The organism is Streptomyces sp. WM4235, assembly GCF_001279725.1.
In the GTDB taxonomy this organism is placed as follows: Bacteria; Actinomycetota; Actinomycetes; order Streptomycetales; family Streptomycetaceae; genus Streptomyces.
The window spans coordinates 37,578-51,932 of sequence record NZ_LGDE01000057.1 but is presented as its reverse complement, the minus strand read 5'-3'; the positions used below and the strand labels follow the sequence as shown (position 1 = coordinate 51,932).

Genomic DNA, 14,355 nt, shown 5'->3' with positions numbered 1-14,355 from the left:
TCGGCCCGGCCGTCGGGGGTCGGCGTCCCGGCGGCGGGGGCCGATCAGCCGTTCCGCGGTCCCGGGAACGCCGGCGAGCGGGGGACCGCCCCCGCCGTGGCTCCGGCCTGGGATCCCGCCTGCGACTCCTCGCGCACGGGCTGCGGCGGTACCGAGCGGGCCGCCGGGATCGTGGGGAGCGGCCCCAGGGTGCGGGTGGTGGTGGTCGCCTCGGCCGGCGGCTCGGTCGACTCGACGGGCTGCGCCCGCCGGGCCCCGTAACGCCGGTGCACGGCCTGCTTGGTGACGCCGAGAGCCGAGCCGACCGCGTCCCACGAGAAACCGAGCGAGCGGTCGAAGTCCACCGCGGCGGTGACCAGCGTCTCGACGCTGTCCCGCAGTTCCTGCGCGAGGCGGACGGTGGGCGCGGGCGCCCTTCCGTAGACGACGAAGCCCGTGGAGGGCCCTGAGCGGCGCGGGCGGTACACGTTGCCGAGCTGGGCGGTGAGCGTACGCAGGGCATCCACCTGCCGGCGAACCCGCTCGATGTCCCGCACCAACAGGTGCAGGCTGGCCCGTGCTTGGGCGTCGTGGGTGGCGTGGTCGGCCATGAAGTAGCCTCTCGAACCGGTGCTGAAGAGCGGAGAGGCCGCAGACACCGGTGTGATGCGCGGCCCGTTTCGGTCAATCTCTCTTGACCAACGCTCCAGCCGGTGCGCAGGTCACGCTGTGGGGGCGTGTCGGCATATGCGAGGGGCGCGCGCGTGTGCGTACGCCCCCTCAGGACCACAGGTGAGCCGCCTCGCGCGCACGCCCATAGACTGGTGTGCTGCTGACAGCCGAGATAGCGAGGTAGTAACCGGTGAAGCTCGTCTTCGCAGGCACCCCCGAGGTCGCCGTGCCCGCCCTGGACGCCCTGATCGCCTCCGGGCGGCACGAGGTCGCCGCCGTCGTCACCCGGCCCGACGCGCCGGCGGGTCGTGGCCGACGCCTCGTCGCGAGCCCCGTCGCCGAGCGCGCCGAGGAGGCGGGGATCGAGGTCCTCAAGCCCACCCGGCCCCGCGACCCCGAGTTCCAGGCCCGGCTGCGCGAGATCGACCCCGACTGCTGCCCGGTCGTCGCCTACGGGGCGCTGCTGCCCAAGAGCGCGCTGGAGATCCCCCGGCGCGGGTGGGTCAACCTGCACTTCTCGCTGCTTCCCGCCTGGCGCGGCGCGGCCCCCGTACAGCAGTCGATCATGGCGGGGGACCAGGTCACCGGCGCGTCCACCTTCCAGATCGAGGAAGGTCTCGACTCCGGCCCGGTCTACGGGATCCTCACCGAGGAGGTCCGGCCGACCGACACCAGCGGCGACCTGCTGACCCGACTCGCCTTCGCCGGGGCCGGTCTGCTGGCGGCCACCATGGACGGGATCGAGGACGGGACGCTGCGCGCCGTCGAGCAGCCGGCCGACGGGATCTCGCACGCGCCCAAGATCACGGTGGAGGACGCCCGGATCGACTGGAAGGCCCCGGCGCTCCGCGCCGACCGGGTGGTGCGCGGCTGCACGCCCGCCCCCGGGGCGTGGACCGTCTTCCGCGGCGAGCGACTCAAGCTGATCTCGGTCGGCCTGGTGCCCGACCGCACGGACCTGGAGCCCGGGGTGCTCGCCCCGGCCAAGAACAACGTGTACGTCGGCACCGGTTCGCACGCCGTGGAGCTGCTCTGGGTGCAGCCGCAGGGCAAGAAGCCGATGAAGGGCGCCGACTGGGCGCGCGGGGTGCGGATCGCGCCCGGCGAGCGCCTCGGTGGAGTCGACGTAGGCTGATCTCCGTCGTCCCCCACCCCCGCAGACCCGTAGCACCTCGTACATCCGGAGCACCTTTCACGTGAGCGAACAGCCTCGCCAGCCTCGTCGTCGACCCGCCGCCACCGGGGGAGGCAAGCCGTCCGGGGCCCAGGGCGGCAAGCCGGGCAAGCCGTACCGGCGTCCGCAGAAGGACCCCGTGCGGATGCTGGCCTTCGAGGCGCTGCGGGCGGTGGGGGAGCGGGACGCGTACGCCAACCTCGTGCTCCCGCCGCTGCTGCGCAAGGCCCGCCAGGACGAGAACTTCCAGGCGCGCGACGCGGCGCTGGCCACCGAGCTGGTGTACGGGACGCTGCGCCGCCAGGGGACGTACGACGCGGTCATCAAGGCCTGCATCGACCGACCGCTGCGGGAGGTGGACCCGCCGGTGCTGGACGTGCTCTCGCTCGGCGCCCACCAACTGCTGGGGACCCGGATCCCGACGCACGCGGCGGTCTCCGCGAGCGTGGAACTGGCGCGGGTGGTGCTCGGCGACGGACGCGCCAAGTTCGTGAACGCCGTCCTGCGCAAGATCGCCGCGCACGACCTGGACGGCTGGCTGGAGAAGGTCGCCCCGCCCTACGAGGACGACGCGGAACAGCACCTGGCGGTGTACCACTCGCACCCGCGCTGGGTCGTCAGCGCGCTGTGGGACGCCCTCGGCGGGGGCCGCGCGGGCATCGAGGACCTCCTGGAGGCCGACAACGAGCGGCCCGAGGTCACCCTGGTGGCGCGGCCCGGGAGGTCCACCACCGAGGAGCTGTTGGAAGCGGTGGGCGAGGACTCGGCGCTGCCCGGGCGCTGGTCGCCGTACGCCGTGCGGATGGCCGAGGGCGGCGAGCCGGGCGCGCTGGAGGCGGTGCGCGACGGGCGGGCCGGCGTGCAGGACGAGGGCAGCCAGCTGGTGGCGATGGCCCTGGCGGCGGCTCCGATCGAGGGCCGCGACGCCCGGTGGCTGGACGGCTGCGCCGGCCCCGGCGGCAAGGCGGCCCTGCTGGCGGCGCTCGCCGCACGGCGGGGCGCGTTCCTGCTGGCCTCCGAGAAGCAGCCGCACCGGGCACGCCTGGTGGAGAACGCGCTGGCCGGCAACCCCGGTCCGTACCAGGTCATCGCCGCCGACGGCACCCGCCCGCCGTGGCTGCCGGGCTCCTTCGACCGGGTCCTGATGGACGTGCCCTGCTCCGGCCTGGGCGCCCTGCGGAGACGCCCCGAGGCCCGCTGGCGGCGACGCCCCGAGGACCTGGACGGCTTCGCGCCGCTCCAGCGCGGTCTGCTCCGGGAGGCGCTCTCGGCGGTCCGCGTCGGCGGCATCGTCGGCTACGCGACCTGCTCCCCGCACCTGGCGGAGACCCGGGTGGTGGTGGACGACGTCCTGAAGGGGCGCGGCGCCGGCGCGTCGCCCGTCTCCGCCGAACTCATCGACGCCAGGCCCTACATGGGCGGCGTTCCGGCCCTGGGGGACGGCCCCGACGTCCAGCTCTGGCCGCATCTGCACGGTACGGACGCCATGTACCTGGCGCTGCTGCGCCGCACGGCCTGAGGGCCGGCCCGCCGCCCCCGGCCGAGGGGGGCGGCGCGGTGGGGCGGTGGCGGGATCCCTCTGCGGCGGCGGTGCGCGCGGAGCGGTCGTGCCGGGGGTGGTGACGAGGGGCGAGTGGGGCGAGGCCCATGATCACCCGCGCGTCCCGCACCGTACGGAGACTTCCGGGGTCATGGCCGGAACCGGGCGGGGGCATGGCAACCTTGGGGCATGGCCGTTCAGATCAATCCCAGCATCCTGTCCGCCGACTTCTCCCGGCTCGCCGAAGAGGCCAGGGCCGTCGAGGGCGCCGACTGGCTGCACGTCGACGTCATGGACAACCATTTCGTCCCGAACCTCACCCTCGGCATGCCGATCGTGGAGTCCCTGAGCCGGGCCTCGGACATCCCGCTCGACCTGCACCTCATGATCGAGGACCCCGACCGCTGGGCGCCGCAGTACGTGGAGGCCGGCGCGGGATCGGTCACCTTCCACGCCGAGGCCGCCGCCGCGCCGGTGCGCCTCGCGCGGGAGATCCGGGCCAAGGGGGCGCGGGCGTCGATGGCGCTCAAGCCGGCCACGCCGATCGAACAGTACGAGGACCTGCTCCCCGAGCTGGACATGGTGCTGATCATGACGGTGGAGCCCGGCTTCGGCGGACAGGCCTTCCTCGACATCATGCTGCCCAAGATCCGGCGTACCCGGGAGCTGATCGCCAAGCACGGGCTGGAGCTCTGGCTCCAGGTCGACGGCGGGGTGTCGGCCTCGACGATCGAGCGGGTCGCCGAGGCGGGCGCGGACGTGTTCGTCGCCGGGAGCGCGGTCTACGGCGCGGTCGACCCGGCCGCCGCCGTGCGGACGCTGCGTGAGCAGGCGAGTGCGGCCATCGCCGCCGCGCCCTGGGGTTGCGACCACTGAGACAAGGCTTGGTGAACAGCTTGGTGAACGGGGGCTGTCCAGGCTGATCAACGGCCGTCGGATCTGACAGGATGAACGGCGAGTCGAGAGTGTGAACACGAGAGTGTGAACAGCAGCAGTGAGGAGAACGCGGTGTCTGCAATGTCGGCGGGACGGTCAGCCCTGCGGATGGGACCCGCGGAGCTGGTGCAGGCGGCGGCCATGGCGCGCCGCTTCTACCTGGAGGGAAAGTCCAAGATCCAGATCGCCGAGGAGTTCGGCGTGAGCCGCTTCAAGGTGGCCCGGGTCCTGGAGACGGCGCTGGAACGCGATCTCGTGCGCATCGAGATCCGGGTCCCGGCCGAGCTGGACGCGGAGCGGTCGGACGCGCTCCGGGCCCGGTACGGGTTGCGCCACGCGGTCGTCGTGGAGTCGCCGGCCGACGCGACCGAGGACGCTCCCGACCCGGAGAACCTCGGCGCGGTCGCGGCCGACCTCCTAGGCGAGCTCGTCAACGAGGGCGACGTACTGGGTCTGGCGTGGGGCAGGTCGACCATTCACATGGCCGCCTCCCTGCACCGCCTGCCTCCCTGCACGGTGGTCCAGCTGACCGGCGTGTACGACGCGGGGACCGCCGAGCGCGGCTCCGTGGAGGCCGTACGCAGGGCCGCGCAGGTCTCCGGCGGCGACGCGCACCCCATCTACGCCCCCATGCTGCTGCCCGACCCGGCGACGGCCGCCGCGCTGCGCGGTCAGACGGGCATCGCGCGCGCCTTCGAGTACTTCGACAAGGTGACCGTCGCGGCCGTCTCCATCGGTTCCTGGGAGACGGGCATCTCCACGGTCCACGACATGCTGACGGACGAGGAACGGGAGCACTACGCCTCCTTGGGCGTCGCCGCCGAGATGTCCGCGCATCTGTTCGACGCCGAGGGTCGTCGGGTCGGACGGGACCTGGGCGAACGGTGCATCACCGTCGAGGCGGACCGACTGCGCCGGATCCCCGAGGTCGTGGCCATCGCGGGCGGGCTGCGCAAGGCCTCCGCGATCGGGGCCGTGCTCCGGTCGGGCCTGGTGACCAGCCTCGTCACGGACACGGCGGTGGCCGACTACCTGCTCACCGAATCCGCGCCGGGGCTGCGGCCGGCGCTGGAGCGGGCCGACCCGGACGACTGACCGGGCCCCGTCGGGGGTCGGTGGTGCGGATGGTGCCGGAATTGAGATCCGAACGGCGGACCGTGAGGCGGCCTGTGGGGCGCATACTGGGTTCAATGACAAAGTCAGCAGTACCTCGCCGCCATTTGCCGTCCAGCCCGTTCAAGGCCCCTGTGGAAGCGCCCTTGCGGCACTTCAACGTGGGCGACCGGGTTACTCACGACGAACACGGTCTCGGCCGTGTCGTCGGTATCGAGGAGGGGATCGCCGTTCTCGTCGACTTCGGGTCGGTCCAGAAACGAATCCTGAGTCCCTACACCAAGATGGCCGCGCTCTGAGGCCACCGGGCGATTCGCGAGCGAATCGGATATTTGGCACGATCGGTGCATGATCTTTCGGAACGTGCCCCGATCGTTGCTGCGTGTGCTGGGGGCGCTGTTCCTCTGTGTCGCGCTGGTCGGTGCGGCGGGCTGCGGCGCGAAGAATCCCGCGCCCACCGCCGCCACGCCTGCCTCCGGCTCGGCTTCCGCCCCCATCGGGGGCGACGCCGCCGTGCCGAAGTGGGCGAAGGGGATGGCCACGGTACGCGCGGACGCGCTGCCGCGGCAGGCGCGTGACGTGCTGGCGCTGATCGACAAGGGCGGGCCGTACCCGTACCGGCAGGACGGGACCGTCTTCGGGAACTTCGAGAAGGCACTGCCCCGGCAGAAGCGCGGTCACTACCACGAGTTCACCGTGACGACACCGGGGGCGCGCGACCGCGGGGCCCGGCGGATCGTGACGGGCGAGGGCGGGGAGTTCTTCTACACGGACGACCACTACGAGACCTTCAAGGCGGTTCTCCGATGACCCTCGAAGCGCAGCCGCTGGGCCCGGCACTCGCCGCCGCGAGGAAGGCGGGGTGGACGACCCTGGACCTGGACCTGGACGGGGTGCGGAGCAAGGCCGAGCTGATGCGGCGCCTCGGCGAGACGCTGCGGGTCCCCGAGTGGTTCGGCGGCAACTGGGACGCTCTGGCGGACGCGCTGATCGACCTGTCGTGGCTGCCGGCGGCGCCGGGACGGCTGCTCGCGGTGACCTCCTGGCGCGGGTACGAGCGGGCCCGACCGGGTGACTGGGAGACCCTGCGGGAGATCCTGGAGGAGGCCGCGGACTTCTGGGCGCGGGACGACGAGGGACCGCCGACCCCGCTGGCCGTGTTGCTGGCGGACGGGCCGGCGGCGGATGGCGGGGACTCGCCCCGGCCGCCGCGCCGCGGCCCTCGGCGGGACTGAACCGGCGGGACTGAACCGGCGGGGCGGGAAGGTGGGGGCCGGGGCCCCCACCGGGTCACGGGGTCTTGGGCGGCTTGGGGACCCACGGCGGGGTCTGGCCCCAGGACCAGACCGGGATGTCGGCCGCGTCGACCGGCGGGGGATTGGCGCCCGAGTAGATCAGCGCCATCCGGGTCCCCCATTCGATGTAGTAGACGAAGACCGCCCGGAACTCGGGGTCCGTCGGGAGCTTGACCTCGTCGGCGGTGTCGAGCAGCAGGTCCACCCAGCGGCGGCGCTGCTTCTCGGTGATGCCTCGGCCCAGGTGCTTGGTGGCCATGTGCCGGTGGCCGCCGTGGTGGGCGGTGTAGTCCCTCGGGCCGCCGAAGACCTCCGACAGCCAGACGGCGACGTGCCGGGGATGCTCCGCGTCCATGCCGGCGAAGACCGGGGCGAGGATCTCGTCGCGCAGCGCGTGTCCGTAGAAGGTGTCGGCGAGGCGGTTCATCGCCTCCTCGCCGCCCATCCACTCGTAGATGGTGGGGGTGGTGTCGGGCGAGGCGCTCATGACCGGGAGGCGGCCTTCCCCGGGCCGACCACGTCGGTCACCCGGTAGTGCTTCATTTCCTCGATGTTGCTCACGTACGGGCGGATCGCGCTGAAGAACGCCGGGAACTGCTCGCCCTTGCGGAAGCCCTCCAGGTGGTCCGCGACCGAGGTCCAGCGGATGCGGAGGATGTAGCGCTCGGCCTCCTCCTCGCTGTGGGCCAGCTCGTAGTCGATGCACTCGGGCGAGGCGGCGAGCGACTCGGCGGCCCGGGCGTACGCCGCCTCGAACTCCTGCTGATCGCCCGGGGCGATCCGGTAGCGGATGTATTCGACGGTGGTGGTCATGGTGTGCGTGCCTCTCCCTGGGTTCAGGTGGTCCCGGCCAGCCTTCCGCGATCTTGCGTTCCCGGCGACGTTTTCGGCTATTCGGACCCGGACTTCTTGATGTTGGAGTCCGTGTCCGCGTCGAGGTCGGGGCCCTGGGAGCGGACCTGTCGGACCTTGTCGAGGGAGTCGCGGAGCTCGGTGAGCCACGCGTCGGTGTTGCGCTCGACCAGGCGTACGCACCAGGCGAGGGCGTCGGCCCGGCTGCGCGCGACGCCGCCGGCCACCAGGGTGTCGAGGACCTGGCGTTCGCTCTGGCGGAGCCGGGTCATCACGGGCACCGCGAGGTGGGTGAAGACGGTGGTCTCCGCGCCGGAGCGGACGCCCCAGGCGACCTTGCGGCGGTAGAGCTCCTCCGCCTCGCGGGCGACCTCGACGCGCTGCTCGCGGGTGCGTTCGCGGAAGTCCGCGGCCGATTCGTTCGCCGGCGCGGTCCCGATGACCGTGATCTCCTCGCGGTCGACGGTGACCGACACCAGCGACGCGTAGACGTCCACCGGCAGGCGGTCAGAGAACCAGGTGCGGAGCTGTGTCTGTTGCTCGGCTGTAATCATGTAATCAACGTTGCATCCGTTGCCCGCTTGATCGCAAGCGTCCGGCGGGCAACGGAGGCCGTGTTCGCTCTCAGCCCATCGAGCGGTAGCGGTGGATCAGGGAGACCGCCATCGCCCCCTCGCCCACCCCCGAGGCGACCCGCTTGACGGAGTGGGCGCGCACGTCGCCCGCCGCGAAGACCCCCGGCACGCTCGTCTCCAGGGGGTAGGGCGCGCGTTCCAGGCTCCACTCCTGCGGGAGCTCCCCGCCGTTGGCGATCAGGTCGGAACCGGTCAGGACGAAGCCGTACTCGTCGCGCTCCACCACCCCCGCCAGCCAGTCCGTGTGCGGGCGGGCGCCGATGAAGGTGAACATGAAACGGGCTGGCACCTCCTTGTCCTCGCCGGTCTCCGCGTCGTGCAGCGTCAGCCGCTCCAGGTGCTCGTCACCGTCCAGCGAGACCACCGTCGTCCGCACCCGGACCTCGATGTTGGGGGTCCGCTCGATCTCGTCGATCAGGTAGCGGGACATGCTGTCGTCCAGCGAGGCCGCCCGGACCAGGATCGTCACCCGGGCCGCGTACTTGGCGAAGTGCACCGCCGCCTGCCCGGCCGAGTTCGCGCCGCCCACGATGAACACGTGCTGCGAGATGCAGGCCGAACTCTCCGTGGTCGCCGCTCCGTAGTACAGACCGGCGCCCTCGAAACGGTCCGCGCCGGGGGCCTGGAGCCGGTTGTACGAGACCCCGGTCGCGAGCAGCACCGTCTCCGCGCTGATCTCCGTGCCGTCCGCCAGGGTCAGGATCTTCGCCGGGTCGTCCCGGGTCAGCGAGACCACCTCCACCGGGTGCAGGATCTCGGCGCCGAAGCGCGAGGCCTGGATGGTCGCCCGGCGGGTCAGGTCCCCGCCCGAGAGGCCCGAGGGGAAACCCAGGTAGTTCTCGATCAGGCTGGAGGTGCCCGCCTGGCCGCCCGGGGCACGGGAGTCCAGCATCAGGGTGGACAGGCCCTCGGACGCCGAGTAGACCCCGGCCGCCAGCCCCGCCGGGCCCGCGCCGACGATCACGCACTCGTAGTGCGGGCGGGAGGCGGTGGTGGCCAGGCCCAGCCGCTGGGCGAGTTGGGTGTCGGTCGGAGCGGAGAGCACCGTCCCGTCCGGGAACCGGACCAGGGGGAGCGCCGCGTCGGCGTGCGCGGAGGCGATCACGGTCAGCGCCTCGGGGTCCCGCTCCACGTTCAGGAAGCGGAACGGCTGCCCGTTGCGGGTGAAGAAGTCCCGGACGGCGTGCGTGCCGGGGGAGACCAGGTGGCCGGCGACGATGATCCCGTCGTACGCGGGCCGGTAGTTGGCGAGCCAGTCCGAGAGCAGGTCGTCCAGGACGGGGAAGAGCCGCTCGTGGGGCGGGTCCCACGGCTTGAGCAGGTAGTAGTCCAGCCGGACCCGGTTGATGGCGGTGATCGCCGCGTCGGTCTCCGCGTACGCCGTCAGCAGGACCCGGCGGGCGTCGGGGAAGCGGCTGACCGCCTCCAACAGGAACTCGACCCCCGTGACGTCCGGCATCCGCTGGTCGACGAGGAAGAGCGCCGGGTCGTGACCGCGTTCGTCGAGGGAGTCCAGGATCTTCAACGCGTCGGCGGCGGAGGAGGCGCCGAGCACCCGGTACCGGTCGCCGTAGGCGCTGCGCAGGTCCCGACGGACGGCGCGCAGGACCTGCGGGTCGTCGTCCACGGCCAGGATGACGGGCTTGCGGTTCTCGGTGCGTTCGGCGGCGGTGCCGCTCCCCGCGGGGGCGACGCGGGCCCCCTCCCGGGCCGCGCTCACGCCGGGTCCAGCATCAGCTGGTCCGCGTAGCACCAGGCCCAGTCCTCACCGGGCTCGTGGGAGGCCGCGATGGGGTGCTCCGTGGTGCGGTAGTGCCGGGTGGCGTGACGGTTCTTCGAGGAGTCGCAGCAGCCCACGTGCCCGCAGCTGAGGCACATCCGCAGGTGCACCCAGCCGTCCCCCAGGACCAGGCACTCCTCGCAGCCCTCGGTGCCGGGTTTCACCGGACGTATCCGGTCGACGTGTGTGCACAACAGGTCCATGGTCATCGTCCCCGTCCCTCTCCTCGCGCGCTCGTCCCGATCGCGTGCGGTTGTGGTGCCGCTCATCGCGCCAGTGATTCACGGCGCGTCCAGACCATAAGTCGGGCCTTCGGGAATGGTTCACCGATTCGGCCGAGGTCATGAAGTGTCGGGGCTACTTCATGACCTCGCGAGATGACTACGTGAGGTGTCGGGCCGGGCTGCCCTTCTACCTCACGAAGTCGCACACGGGCGCTTTGACGCAGGCCCCGGGCGGAAGCAGTGTGGGGGACGCCAACGACAACAGGCGGCGCCTGGAGGAATCCGTGAGCAGAAAGATTCTGGTCATTGTCTCCGAACACGGTTACTGGGCCGAGGAATTGATCGGGCCCGTATCGAAGTTCGACGAGCGGGGCTACGAAGTCGTATTCGCCACACCCACCGGAAAGCGGGCGCACGCCCTCCCGCCGAGCCTCGACGCGCACTACGTCGACCCACCGCTGGGCCGTTCGGTGACCACCGAGGAGAACGCCCGGCTCGGCCGCGAGTTCGAGCAGTCGAGCCGACTGGACTCGCCGATCGACATCGAGGCCTGGGCCCCCGAGCGCCCGTACACCAGCGACGCGGACTACCTGCCCCGGCTGGAGCAGTACCACCGCGATCTGGACCGACTCCAGGAGGAGATCGCCGGATTCGACGCGATCCTCGTGGTGGGAGGCAGCGGGCCGATCGCGGACCTCGCCAACAACGAACGCGTACACGCCCTGATCCTGGCCTTCAAGAACGCCGGCAAGGTCGTGGCCGCCGAGTGCTACGGGGTCGCCTGCCTGGCCTTCGCCCGCGACTGGGGCGACCGCGAGAGCATCATCCGGGGCAAGCACGTGACCGGCCACTGCAAGGAATACGACTACAAGGACGGCACCGGATTCCTCGGCACCGACTTCAACATGGGGCCGCCGCCGTACCCGCTCGAATACATCCTGCGCGATGCCACCGGTCCGAACGGCGCGTACCACGGGAATTTCGGCCACCCCCTGTCGGTGATCGTCGACTACCCGTTCGTGACGGGTCGTTCCACCCCCGATTCCTATTTGACGGGGCAGAAGATCGTGGAAGTGCTGGAGGACGGTCTCACCCGTTACGGGTGGTAGGGGGAATTCATGGAAGCCACTCCCGGACGGGAAAGGCTGATCGAGCAGTTCAAGGCCGACGGTCTGCACGTGATGTTCGGAAATCCGGGGACGGTGGAACAGGGGTTCCTCGACGCGGTCGACGCGGCGGCGGACTTCCACTACGTCCTCGCCCTCCAGGAGACCGTGGCGGCCGGCATCGCCGACGGCTACGCCCGCGCCACCGGCGGTGCGGCGCTGCTCCAGCTGCACTCCGGCGTGGGTCTGGGCAACGGCATCGGCATGCTGTACCAGTCGCTGCGCGGCCACACCCCGCTCGTCGTCGTCGCCGGTGACGCCGGGGTCCGCTACGACGCCATGGACGCGCAGATGGCCTGCGACCTGGTGGCGATGGCGAGGCCGGTCACCAAGTACGCGACCCGGGTCACCGACCCGCGGTCCGTGCTGCGCACCGTACGACGGGCCGTCAAGATCGCCCTGACCCCGCCGCGCGGACCGGTGTTCGTGGCCCTGCCCATGGACGTGCTGGACGAGCTCAACTCCGAGCCCGTGTTGCCCACTTCGGTGCCGCTCACCGACGTGGCGCCCTCACCGGCCTCGGTGGGGCGGGCGGCCGAACTCCTCGCCGCCGCCGAGCGGCCGGTCGTCCTGATCGGGGACGGGGTGGCCCTCTCCGGGGCGCAGGCCGAACTCGTGGCGGTGGCCGAGCTGTTGGGCGCCGACGTGTACGAGGTCGACTCCTCCGAGGTGAACATCGCGGCCTCCCACCCGCTGCGCCGCGGCCAGACCGGCCACATGTTCGGCCCGCACAGCAAGGAGCTGATCGGCGGCGCGGACGGGGTGCTGATCGTCGGCACCTATGTCTTCCCGGAGGTGTTCCCCGAGCTGGAGAGCCCCTTCCGGGCGGGCGCGAAGGTCGTGCACATCGACCTCGACGCCTACGAGATCGCCAAGAACCACCCGGTGGACCTCGGCCTCGCCGCCGACCCCAAGGAGGCGCTGCGCGCGCTGGCGGGCGTACTGCGACAGCGGCAGACCACCCGGCAGCGCGCCGCCGCGGCGGCCCGGCTGGACGCGCGGGCCCGCGAGCGGGCCCGCGCCGCCCTCGACGGCGGGCGGAGCGACGACGACGGCACGCCGATGGCCGTCTTCCTGCGGACCCTCGCCGAGCGGACCGGGGGCGACCTCATCGTCTTCGACGAGGCGCTGACCACCTCGCCGCTGGTCACGAGGTACCTGCCGGCGGAGCGGCCGGGCGACTACCACCTCACCCGGGGCGGTTCGCTCGGGGTGGGCCTCCCGGGGGCGGTCGGGGCCAAGCTGGCCCGCCCGGACCGGCTCGTCGTCGGCTTCGCCGGGGACGGCGGCTCGATGTACACGTACCAGGCGCTGTGGACCGCCGTCCGGCACGGGATCGACGCCAAGTTCGTGGTCTGCAACAACCGCAAGTACCGGCTGCTCGACGACAACATCACCCGGTACTGGCAGGAGCGGGACATCGCCGAGCACGCCTTCCCGGGCTCCTTCGACCTCTCCCACCCCGAGATCGACTTCGCCGGCCTGGCGCGGGCCCTCGGCGCGGACGGGACGCGGGTGGAGAAGCCGGACGAGGCGGTCACCGCCGTCACCAGGATGCTGGCCCACCCCGGCCCGTACCTCGTCGACATCCAGATCTGAGTCCCCGCACCACCTCATCTGAGTCCCGCACCACCTCACCGGCACGGACAGGAGGAGACCGCATGCCCGCCGAACGGCTGACCGAGGACGCGATCCGCAGCTTCATCGAGGACTGGTACGTGGCACTGGACCAGCACCTTCCGCCGGCCCGGGTGCTCGCCCTCGTCACGGAGGACCTGGAGTTCAAGGTGCCCGAGGACACCTTCCTCGGGCACGAGGGCTTCGGCCGCTGGTACGCGGCCGTCACCCACCGGTTCTTCGACGAGGTCCACACCGTCACGAAGGTCGAGCCCGTCATCGAGGGCGACCGGGCCATCGTCCGGGTCCTCGTGAACTGGCAGGCCAAGATCTGGGACCCGCCGGCCGCCCGCAGCCAGTGGCTCGGCTTCGACGCCGACCAGACCTGGACCCTGGTGGCCGGCCCGGACGGGCCGCTGATCAAGCAGTACACCGTCAACGAGCTGGCGCCGATGCCCGGTTCCGGCGCCCTGTGAGCGCCGGCGACCGCGAGGAGGAGCGGCGATGACCGAAGTGACACGGGAGCGGGTCGAGGCGGCCTACCGGGCCCTGGGCTCCGGGGACCGGGCGCGCGTCCTGGAGTACTACTCCGAGGACCTGCGCTGGCTGGTGCCGGGCAACCACCCGCTGGCCGGCTGGTACGAGAGCCTCGACGCCTTCCTGGAGCTGATGGGGCAGACCCACAAGCTCACCGGCGGCACCTTCCGGATGGACGTCCAGGCGGTGCTCGTCGGCGAGGACTGCAGCGCCGACGTGTGCCGCAACGTCGCCCTGCGGGACGGCGCGGACCCGGCGAGCACGTCCCCGTACGAGCGGATGGACTACCCGGTCTTTCACTTCATGCGGTGGCGCGACGGCCGGATCGTCGAGGGCCGCGACGGGCTCTTCGGCGACACGGCTTCCGCGTTCAGCCAGTTCTGGGCGCCGTTCGCACCGGACGGAACCCGCAGGGACCGATAGGGGAGGAGCGCGATGAGCGCGTCGGACGCACGAGAGAGCTCGACCGAGATCCTTCGGAAGTACTACGAGTACGCCAATGCCGGTGACTGGGACCGCTGGTGCGACCTGTTCGCCGACGACCAGGTCATGGACGAGCAGCTCGCCGGCCACATCGAGGGCCTGGAGACCCTGCGCTCGATGATGAAGGGCATGGGGACGATGTACCGGGTCTTCCGGAACGAGCCCGTGCACTTCCTCGTCGACGGGGAGAAGGCCGCGGCCGTGTCCCACCTGACCGCCGTCGCGGCGAACGGCGGGGCCATCGAGGCCGAGGTCATGAACTTCTTCCGGATCGTGGACGGAAAGATCGCCTACATGGCGAACCACCACGACACGGTCCCCTTCCAAGTCCTGAGCCGGGACTGAGGGGGCC

The 14,355-nt window shown here is 71.8% G+C and carries 18 protein-coding genes; 12 read left to right on the top strand and 6 right to left on the bottom strand.

Annotated elements, in window-relative coordinates; translation table 11 throughout:
- Positions 1 to 44: 44 nt before the first annotated feature.
- Positions 45 to 590, bottom strand: coding sequence for a hypothetical protein (locus ADK55_RS07135; RefSeq protein WP_053676610.1), 546 nt, complete (start codon positions 588 to 590; stop codon positions 45 to 47).
- 251 nt (positions 591 to 841) lie between these two features.
- On the opposite strand from ADK55_RS07135, the gene fmt reads away from it, so the two are divergent.
- The 7 genes from fmt to ADK55_RS07100 all read left to right on the top strand — a co-directional run bounded on the left by fmt (position 842) and on the right by ADK55_RS07100 (position 6,649).
- On the top strand, positions 842 to 1,786 hold the full coding sequence (gene fmt / locus ADK55_RS07130) for a methionyl-tRNA formyltransferase (RefSeq protein ID WP_053676609.1): 945 nt from the start codon (positions 842 to 844) through the stop codon (positions 1,784 to 1,786).
- A 61-nt stretch (positions 1,787 to 1,847) separates the two neighbouring features.
- Positions 1,848 to 3,344 carry an RsmB/NOP family class I SAM-dependent RNA methyltransferase gene (locus ADK55_RS07125; protein ID WP_371591332.1) on the top strand — a complete coding sequence of 499 codons (1,497 nt, stop codon included), beginning with the start codon at positions 1,848 to 1,850 and terminating at the stop codon, positions 3,342 to 3,344.
- 210 nt (positions 3,345 to 3,554) lie between these two features.
- Complete coding sequence (rpe, locus tag ADK55_RS07120) at positions 3,555 to 4,241, top strand: ribulose-phosphate 3-epimerase (RefSeq protein WP_053676607.1); 687 nt, start codon at positions 3,555 to 3,557, stop codon at positions 4,239 to 4,241.
- A 141-nt stretch (positions 4,242 to 4,382) separates the two neighbouring features.
- Positions 4,383 to 5,396: a sugar-binding transcriptional regulator gene (locus ADK55_RS07115; RefSeq protein WP_053676606.1), complete on the top strand. Its 1,014-nt coding sequence runs from the start codon at positions 4,383 to 4,385 to the stop codon at positions 5,394 to 5,396.
- A 95-nt stretch (positions 5,397 to 5,491) separates the two neighbouring features.
- A complete protein-coding gene (locus ADK55_RS07110) occupies positions 5,492 to 5,713 on the top strand; it encodes a CarD family transcriptional regulator (RefSeq protein ID WP_053676605.1) in 222 nt (73 codons plus the stop codon).
- A 49-nt stretch (positions 5,714 to 5,762) separates the two neighbouring features.
- Positions 5,763 to 6,224, top strand: coding sequence for a ribonuclease domain-containing protein (locus ADK55_RS07105; RefSeq protein ID WP_053676604.1), 462 nt, complete (start codon positions 5,763 to 5,765; stop codon positions 6,222 to 6,224).
- Positions 6,221 to 6,649 (top strand): barstar family protein, encoded by a 429-nt coding sequence (locus tag ADK55_RS07100; protein WP_053676603.1) that lies wholly within the window; start codon positions 6,221 to 6,223, stop codon positions 6,647 to 6,649. Before ADK55_RS07105 ends, ADK55_RS07100 begins: the two co-directional genes overlap by 4 nt.
- Before the next feature lie 55 nt (positions 6,650 to 6,704).
- On the opposite strand, the gene ADK55_RS40685 is transcribed toward ADK55_RS07100, so the two are convergent.
- The 5 genes from ADK55_RS40685 to ADK55_RS07080 all read right to left on the bottom strand — a co-directional run bounded on the left by ADK55_RS40685 (position 6,705) and on the right by ADK55_RS07080 (position 10,185).
- Positions 6,705 to 7,196 (bottom strand): group II truncated hemoglobin, encoded by a 492-nt coding sequence (locus ADK55_RS40685; RefSeq protein WP_078998588.1) that lies wholly within the window; start codon positions 7,194 to 7,196, stop codon positions 6,705 to 6,707.
- Positions 7,193 to 7,522: a putative quinol monooxygenase gene (locus ADK55_RS40680; protein ID WP_078998587.1), complete on the bottom strand. Its 330-nt coding sequence runs from the start codon at positions 7,520 to 7,522 to the stop codon at positions 7,193 to 7,195. Before ADK55_RS40680 ends, ADK55_RS40685 begins: the two co-directional genes overlap by 4 nt.
- A 77-nt stretch (positions 7,523 to 7,599) precedes the next feature.
- Positions 7,600 to 8,115, bottom strand: a complete 516-nt coding sequence (locus tag ADK55_RS07090) for a hypothetical protein (RefSeq protein ID WP_053676602.1) — start codon at positions 8,113 to 8,115, stop codon at positions 7,600 to 7,602.
- 70 nt (positions 8,116 to 8,185) lie between these two features.
- On the bottom strand, positions 8,186 to 9,916 hold the full coding sequence (locus tag ADK55_RS07085; protein ID WP_078998585.1) for an FAD-dependent oxidoreductase: 1,731 nt from the start codon (positions 9,914 to 9,916) through the stop codon (positions 8,186 to 8,188).
- Complete coding sequence (locus tag ADK55_RS07080; protein ID WP_199826463.1) at positions 9,913 to 10,185, bottom strand: UBP-type zinc finger domain-containing protein; 273 nt, start codon at positions 10,183 to 10,185, stop codon at positions 9,913 to 9,915. Before ADK55_RS07080 ends, ADK55_RS07085 begins: the two co-directional genes overlap by 4 nt.
- A 299-nt stretch (positions 10,186 to 10,484) precedes the next feature.
- Between ADK55_RS07080 and ADK55_RS07075 the strand changes: the two genes are divergently transcribed.
- The 5 genes from ADK55_RS07075 to ADK55_RS07055 all read left to right on the top strand — a co-directional run bounded on the left by ADK55_RS07075 (position 10,485) and on the right by ADK55_RS07055 (position 14,348).
- A complete protein-coding gene (locus ADK55_RS07075) occupies positions 10,485 to 11,309 on the top strand; it encodes a type 1 glutamine amidotransferase domain-containing protein (protein WP_053676672.1) in 825 nt (274 codons plus the stop codon).
- A 9-nt stretch (positions 11,310 to 11,318) separates the two neighbouring features.
- Entirely contained in the window at positions 11,319 to 12,965 is a 1,647-nt protein-coding gene (locus ADK55_RS07070; RefSeq protein ID WP_053676601.1) for a thiamine pyrophosphate-binding protein, read from the top strand.
- A 62-nt stretch (positions 12,966 to 13,027) separates the two neighbouring features.
- Positions 13,028 to 13,459, top strand: a complete 432-nt coding sequence (locus ADK55_RS07065; RefSeq protein ID WP_053676600.1) for a nuclear transport factor 2 family protein — start codon at positions 13,028 to 13,030, stop codon at positions 13,457 to 13,459.
- Positions 13,460 to 13,487: 28 nt separating this feature from the next.
- The gene (locus ADK55_RS07060) at positions 13,488 to 13,943 is read left to right on the top strand and encodes a nuclear transport factor 2 family protein (RefSeq protein ID WP_053676599.1); all 456 of its coding nucleotides are present in this window, start codon (positions 13,488 to 13,490) and stop codon (positions 13,941 to 13,943) included.
- Positions 13,944 to 13,955: 12 nt separating this feature from the next.
- A complete protein-coding gene (locus ADK55_RS07055; protein ID WP_053676598.1) occupies positions 13,956 to 14,348 on the top strand; it encodes a nuclear transport factor 2 family protein in 393 nt (130 codons plus the stop codon).
- The last annotated feature ends 7 nt before the right edge of the window (positions 14,349 to 14,355 follow it).

What these genes read in the sequence shown, in the direction of transcription:
- ADK55_RS07135 (WP_053676610.1), bottom strand. Translation starts at nt 590, where the DNA reads ATGGCCGACCACGCCACCCACGACGCCCAAGCACGGGCCAGCCTGCAC.
- rpe (WP_053676607.1), top strand. Translation starts at nt 3,555, where the DNA reads ATGGCCGTTCAGATCAATCCCAGCATCCTGTCCGCCGACTTCTCCCGG.
- ADK55_RS07115 (WP_053676606.1), top strand. Translation starts at nt 4,383, where the DNA reads ATGTCGGCGGGACGGTCAGCCCTGCGGATGGGACCCGCGGAGCTGGTG.
- ADK55_RS07110 (WP_053676605.1), top strand. Translation starts at nt 5,492, where the DNA reads ATGACAAAGTCAGCAGTACCTCGCCGCCATTTGCCGTCCAGCCCGTTC.
- ADK55_RS07105 (WP_053676604.1), top strand. Translation starts at nt 5,763, where the DNA reads ATGATCTTTCGGAACGTGCCCCGATCGTTGCTGCGTGTGCTGGGGGCG.
- ADK55_RS07100 (WP_053676603.1), top strand. Translation starts at nt 6,221, where the DNA reads ATGACCCTCGAAGCGCAGCCGCTGGGCCCGGCACTCGCCGCCGCGAGG.
- ADK55_RS40685 (WP_078998588.1), bottom strand. Translation starts at nt 7,196, where the DNA reads ATGAGCGCCTCGCCCGACACCACCCCCACCATCTACGAGTGGATGGGC.
- ADK55_RS40680 (WP_078998587.1), bottom strand. Translation starts at nt 7,522, where the DNA reads ATGACCACCACCGTCGAATACATCCGCTACCGGATCGCCCCGGGCGAT.
- ADK55_RS07090 (WP_053676602.1), bottom strand. Translation starts at nt 8,115, where the DNA reads ATGATTACAGCCGAGCAACAGACACAGCTCCGCACCTGGTTCTCTGAC.
- ADK55_RS07080 (WP_199826463.1), bottom strand. Translation starts at nt 10,185, where the DNA reads ATGACCATGGACCTGTTGTGCACACACGTCGACCGGATACGTCCGGTG.
- ADK55_RS07070 (WP_053676601.1), top strand. Translation starts at nt 11,319, where the DNA reads ATGGAAGCCACTCCCGGACGGGAAAGGCTGATCGAGCAGTTCAAGGCC.
- ADK55_RS07065 (WP_053676600.1), top strand. Translation starts at nt 13,028, where the DNA reads ATGCCCGCCGAACGGCTGACCGAGGACGCGATCCGCAGCTTCATCGAG.
- ADK55_RS07060 (WP_053676599.1), top strand. Translation starts at nt 13,488, where the DNA reads ATGACCGAAGTGACACGGGAGCGGGTCGAGGCGGCCTACCGGGCCCTG.
- ADK55_RS07055 (WP_053676598.1), top strand. Translation starts at nt 13,956, where the DNA reads ATGAGCGCGTCGGACGCACGAGAGAGCTCGACCGAGATCCTTCGGAAG.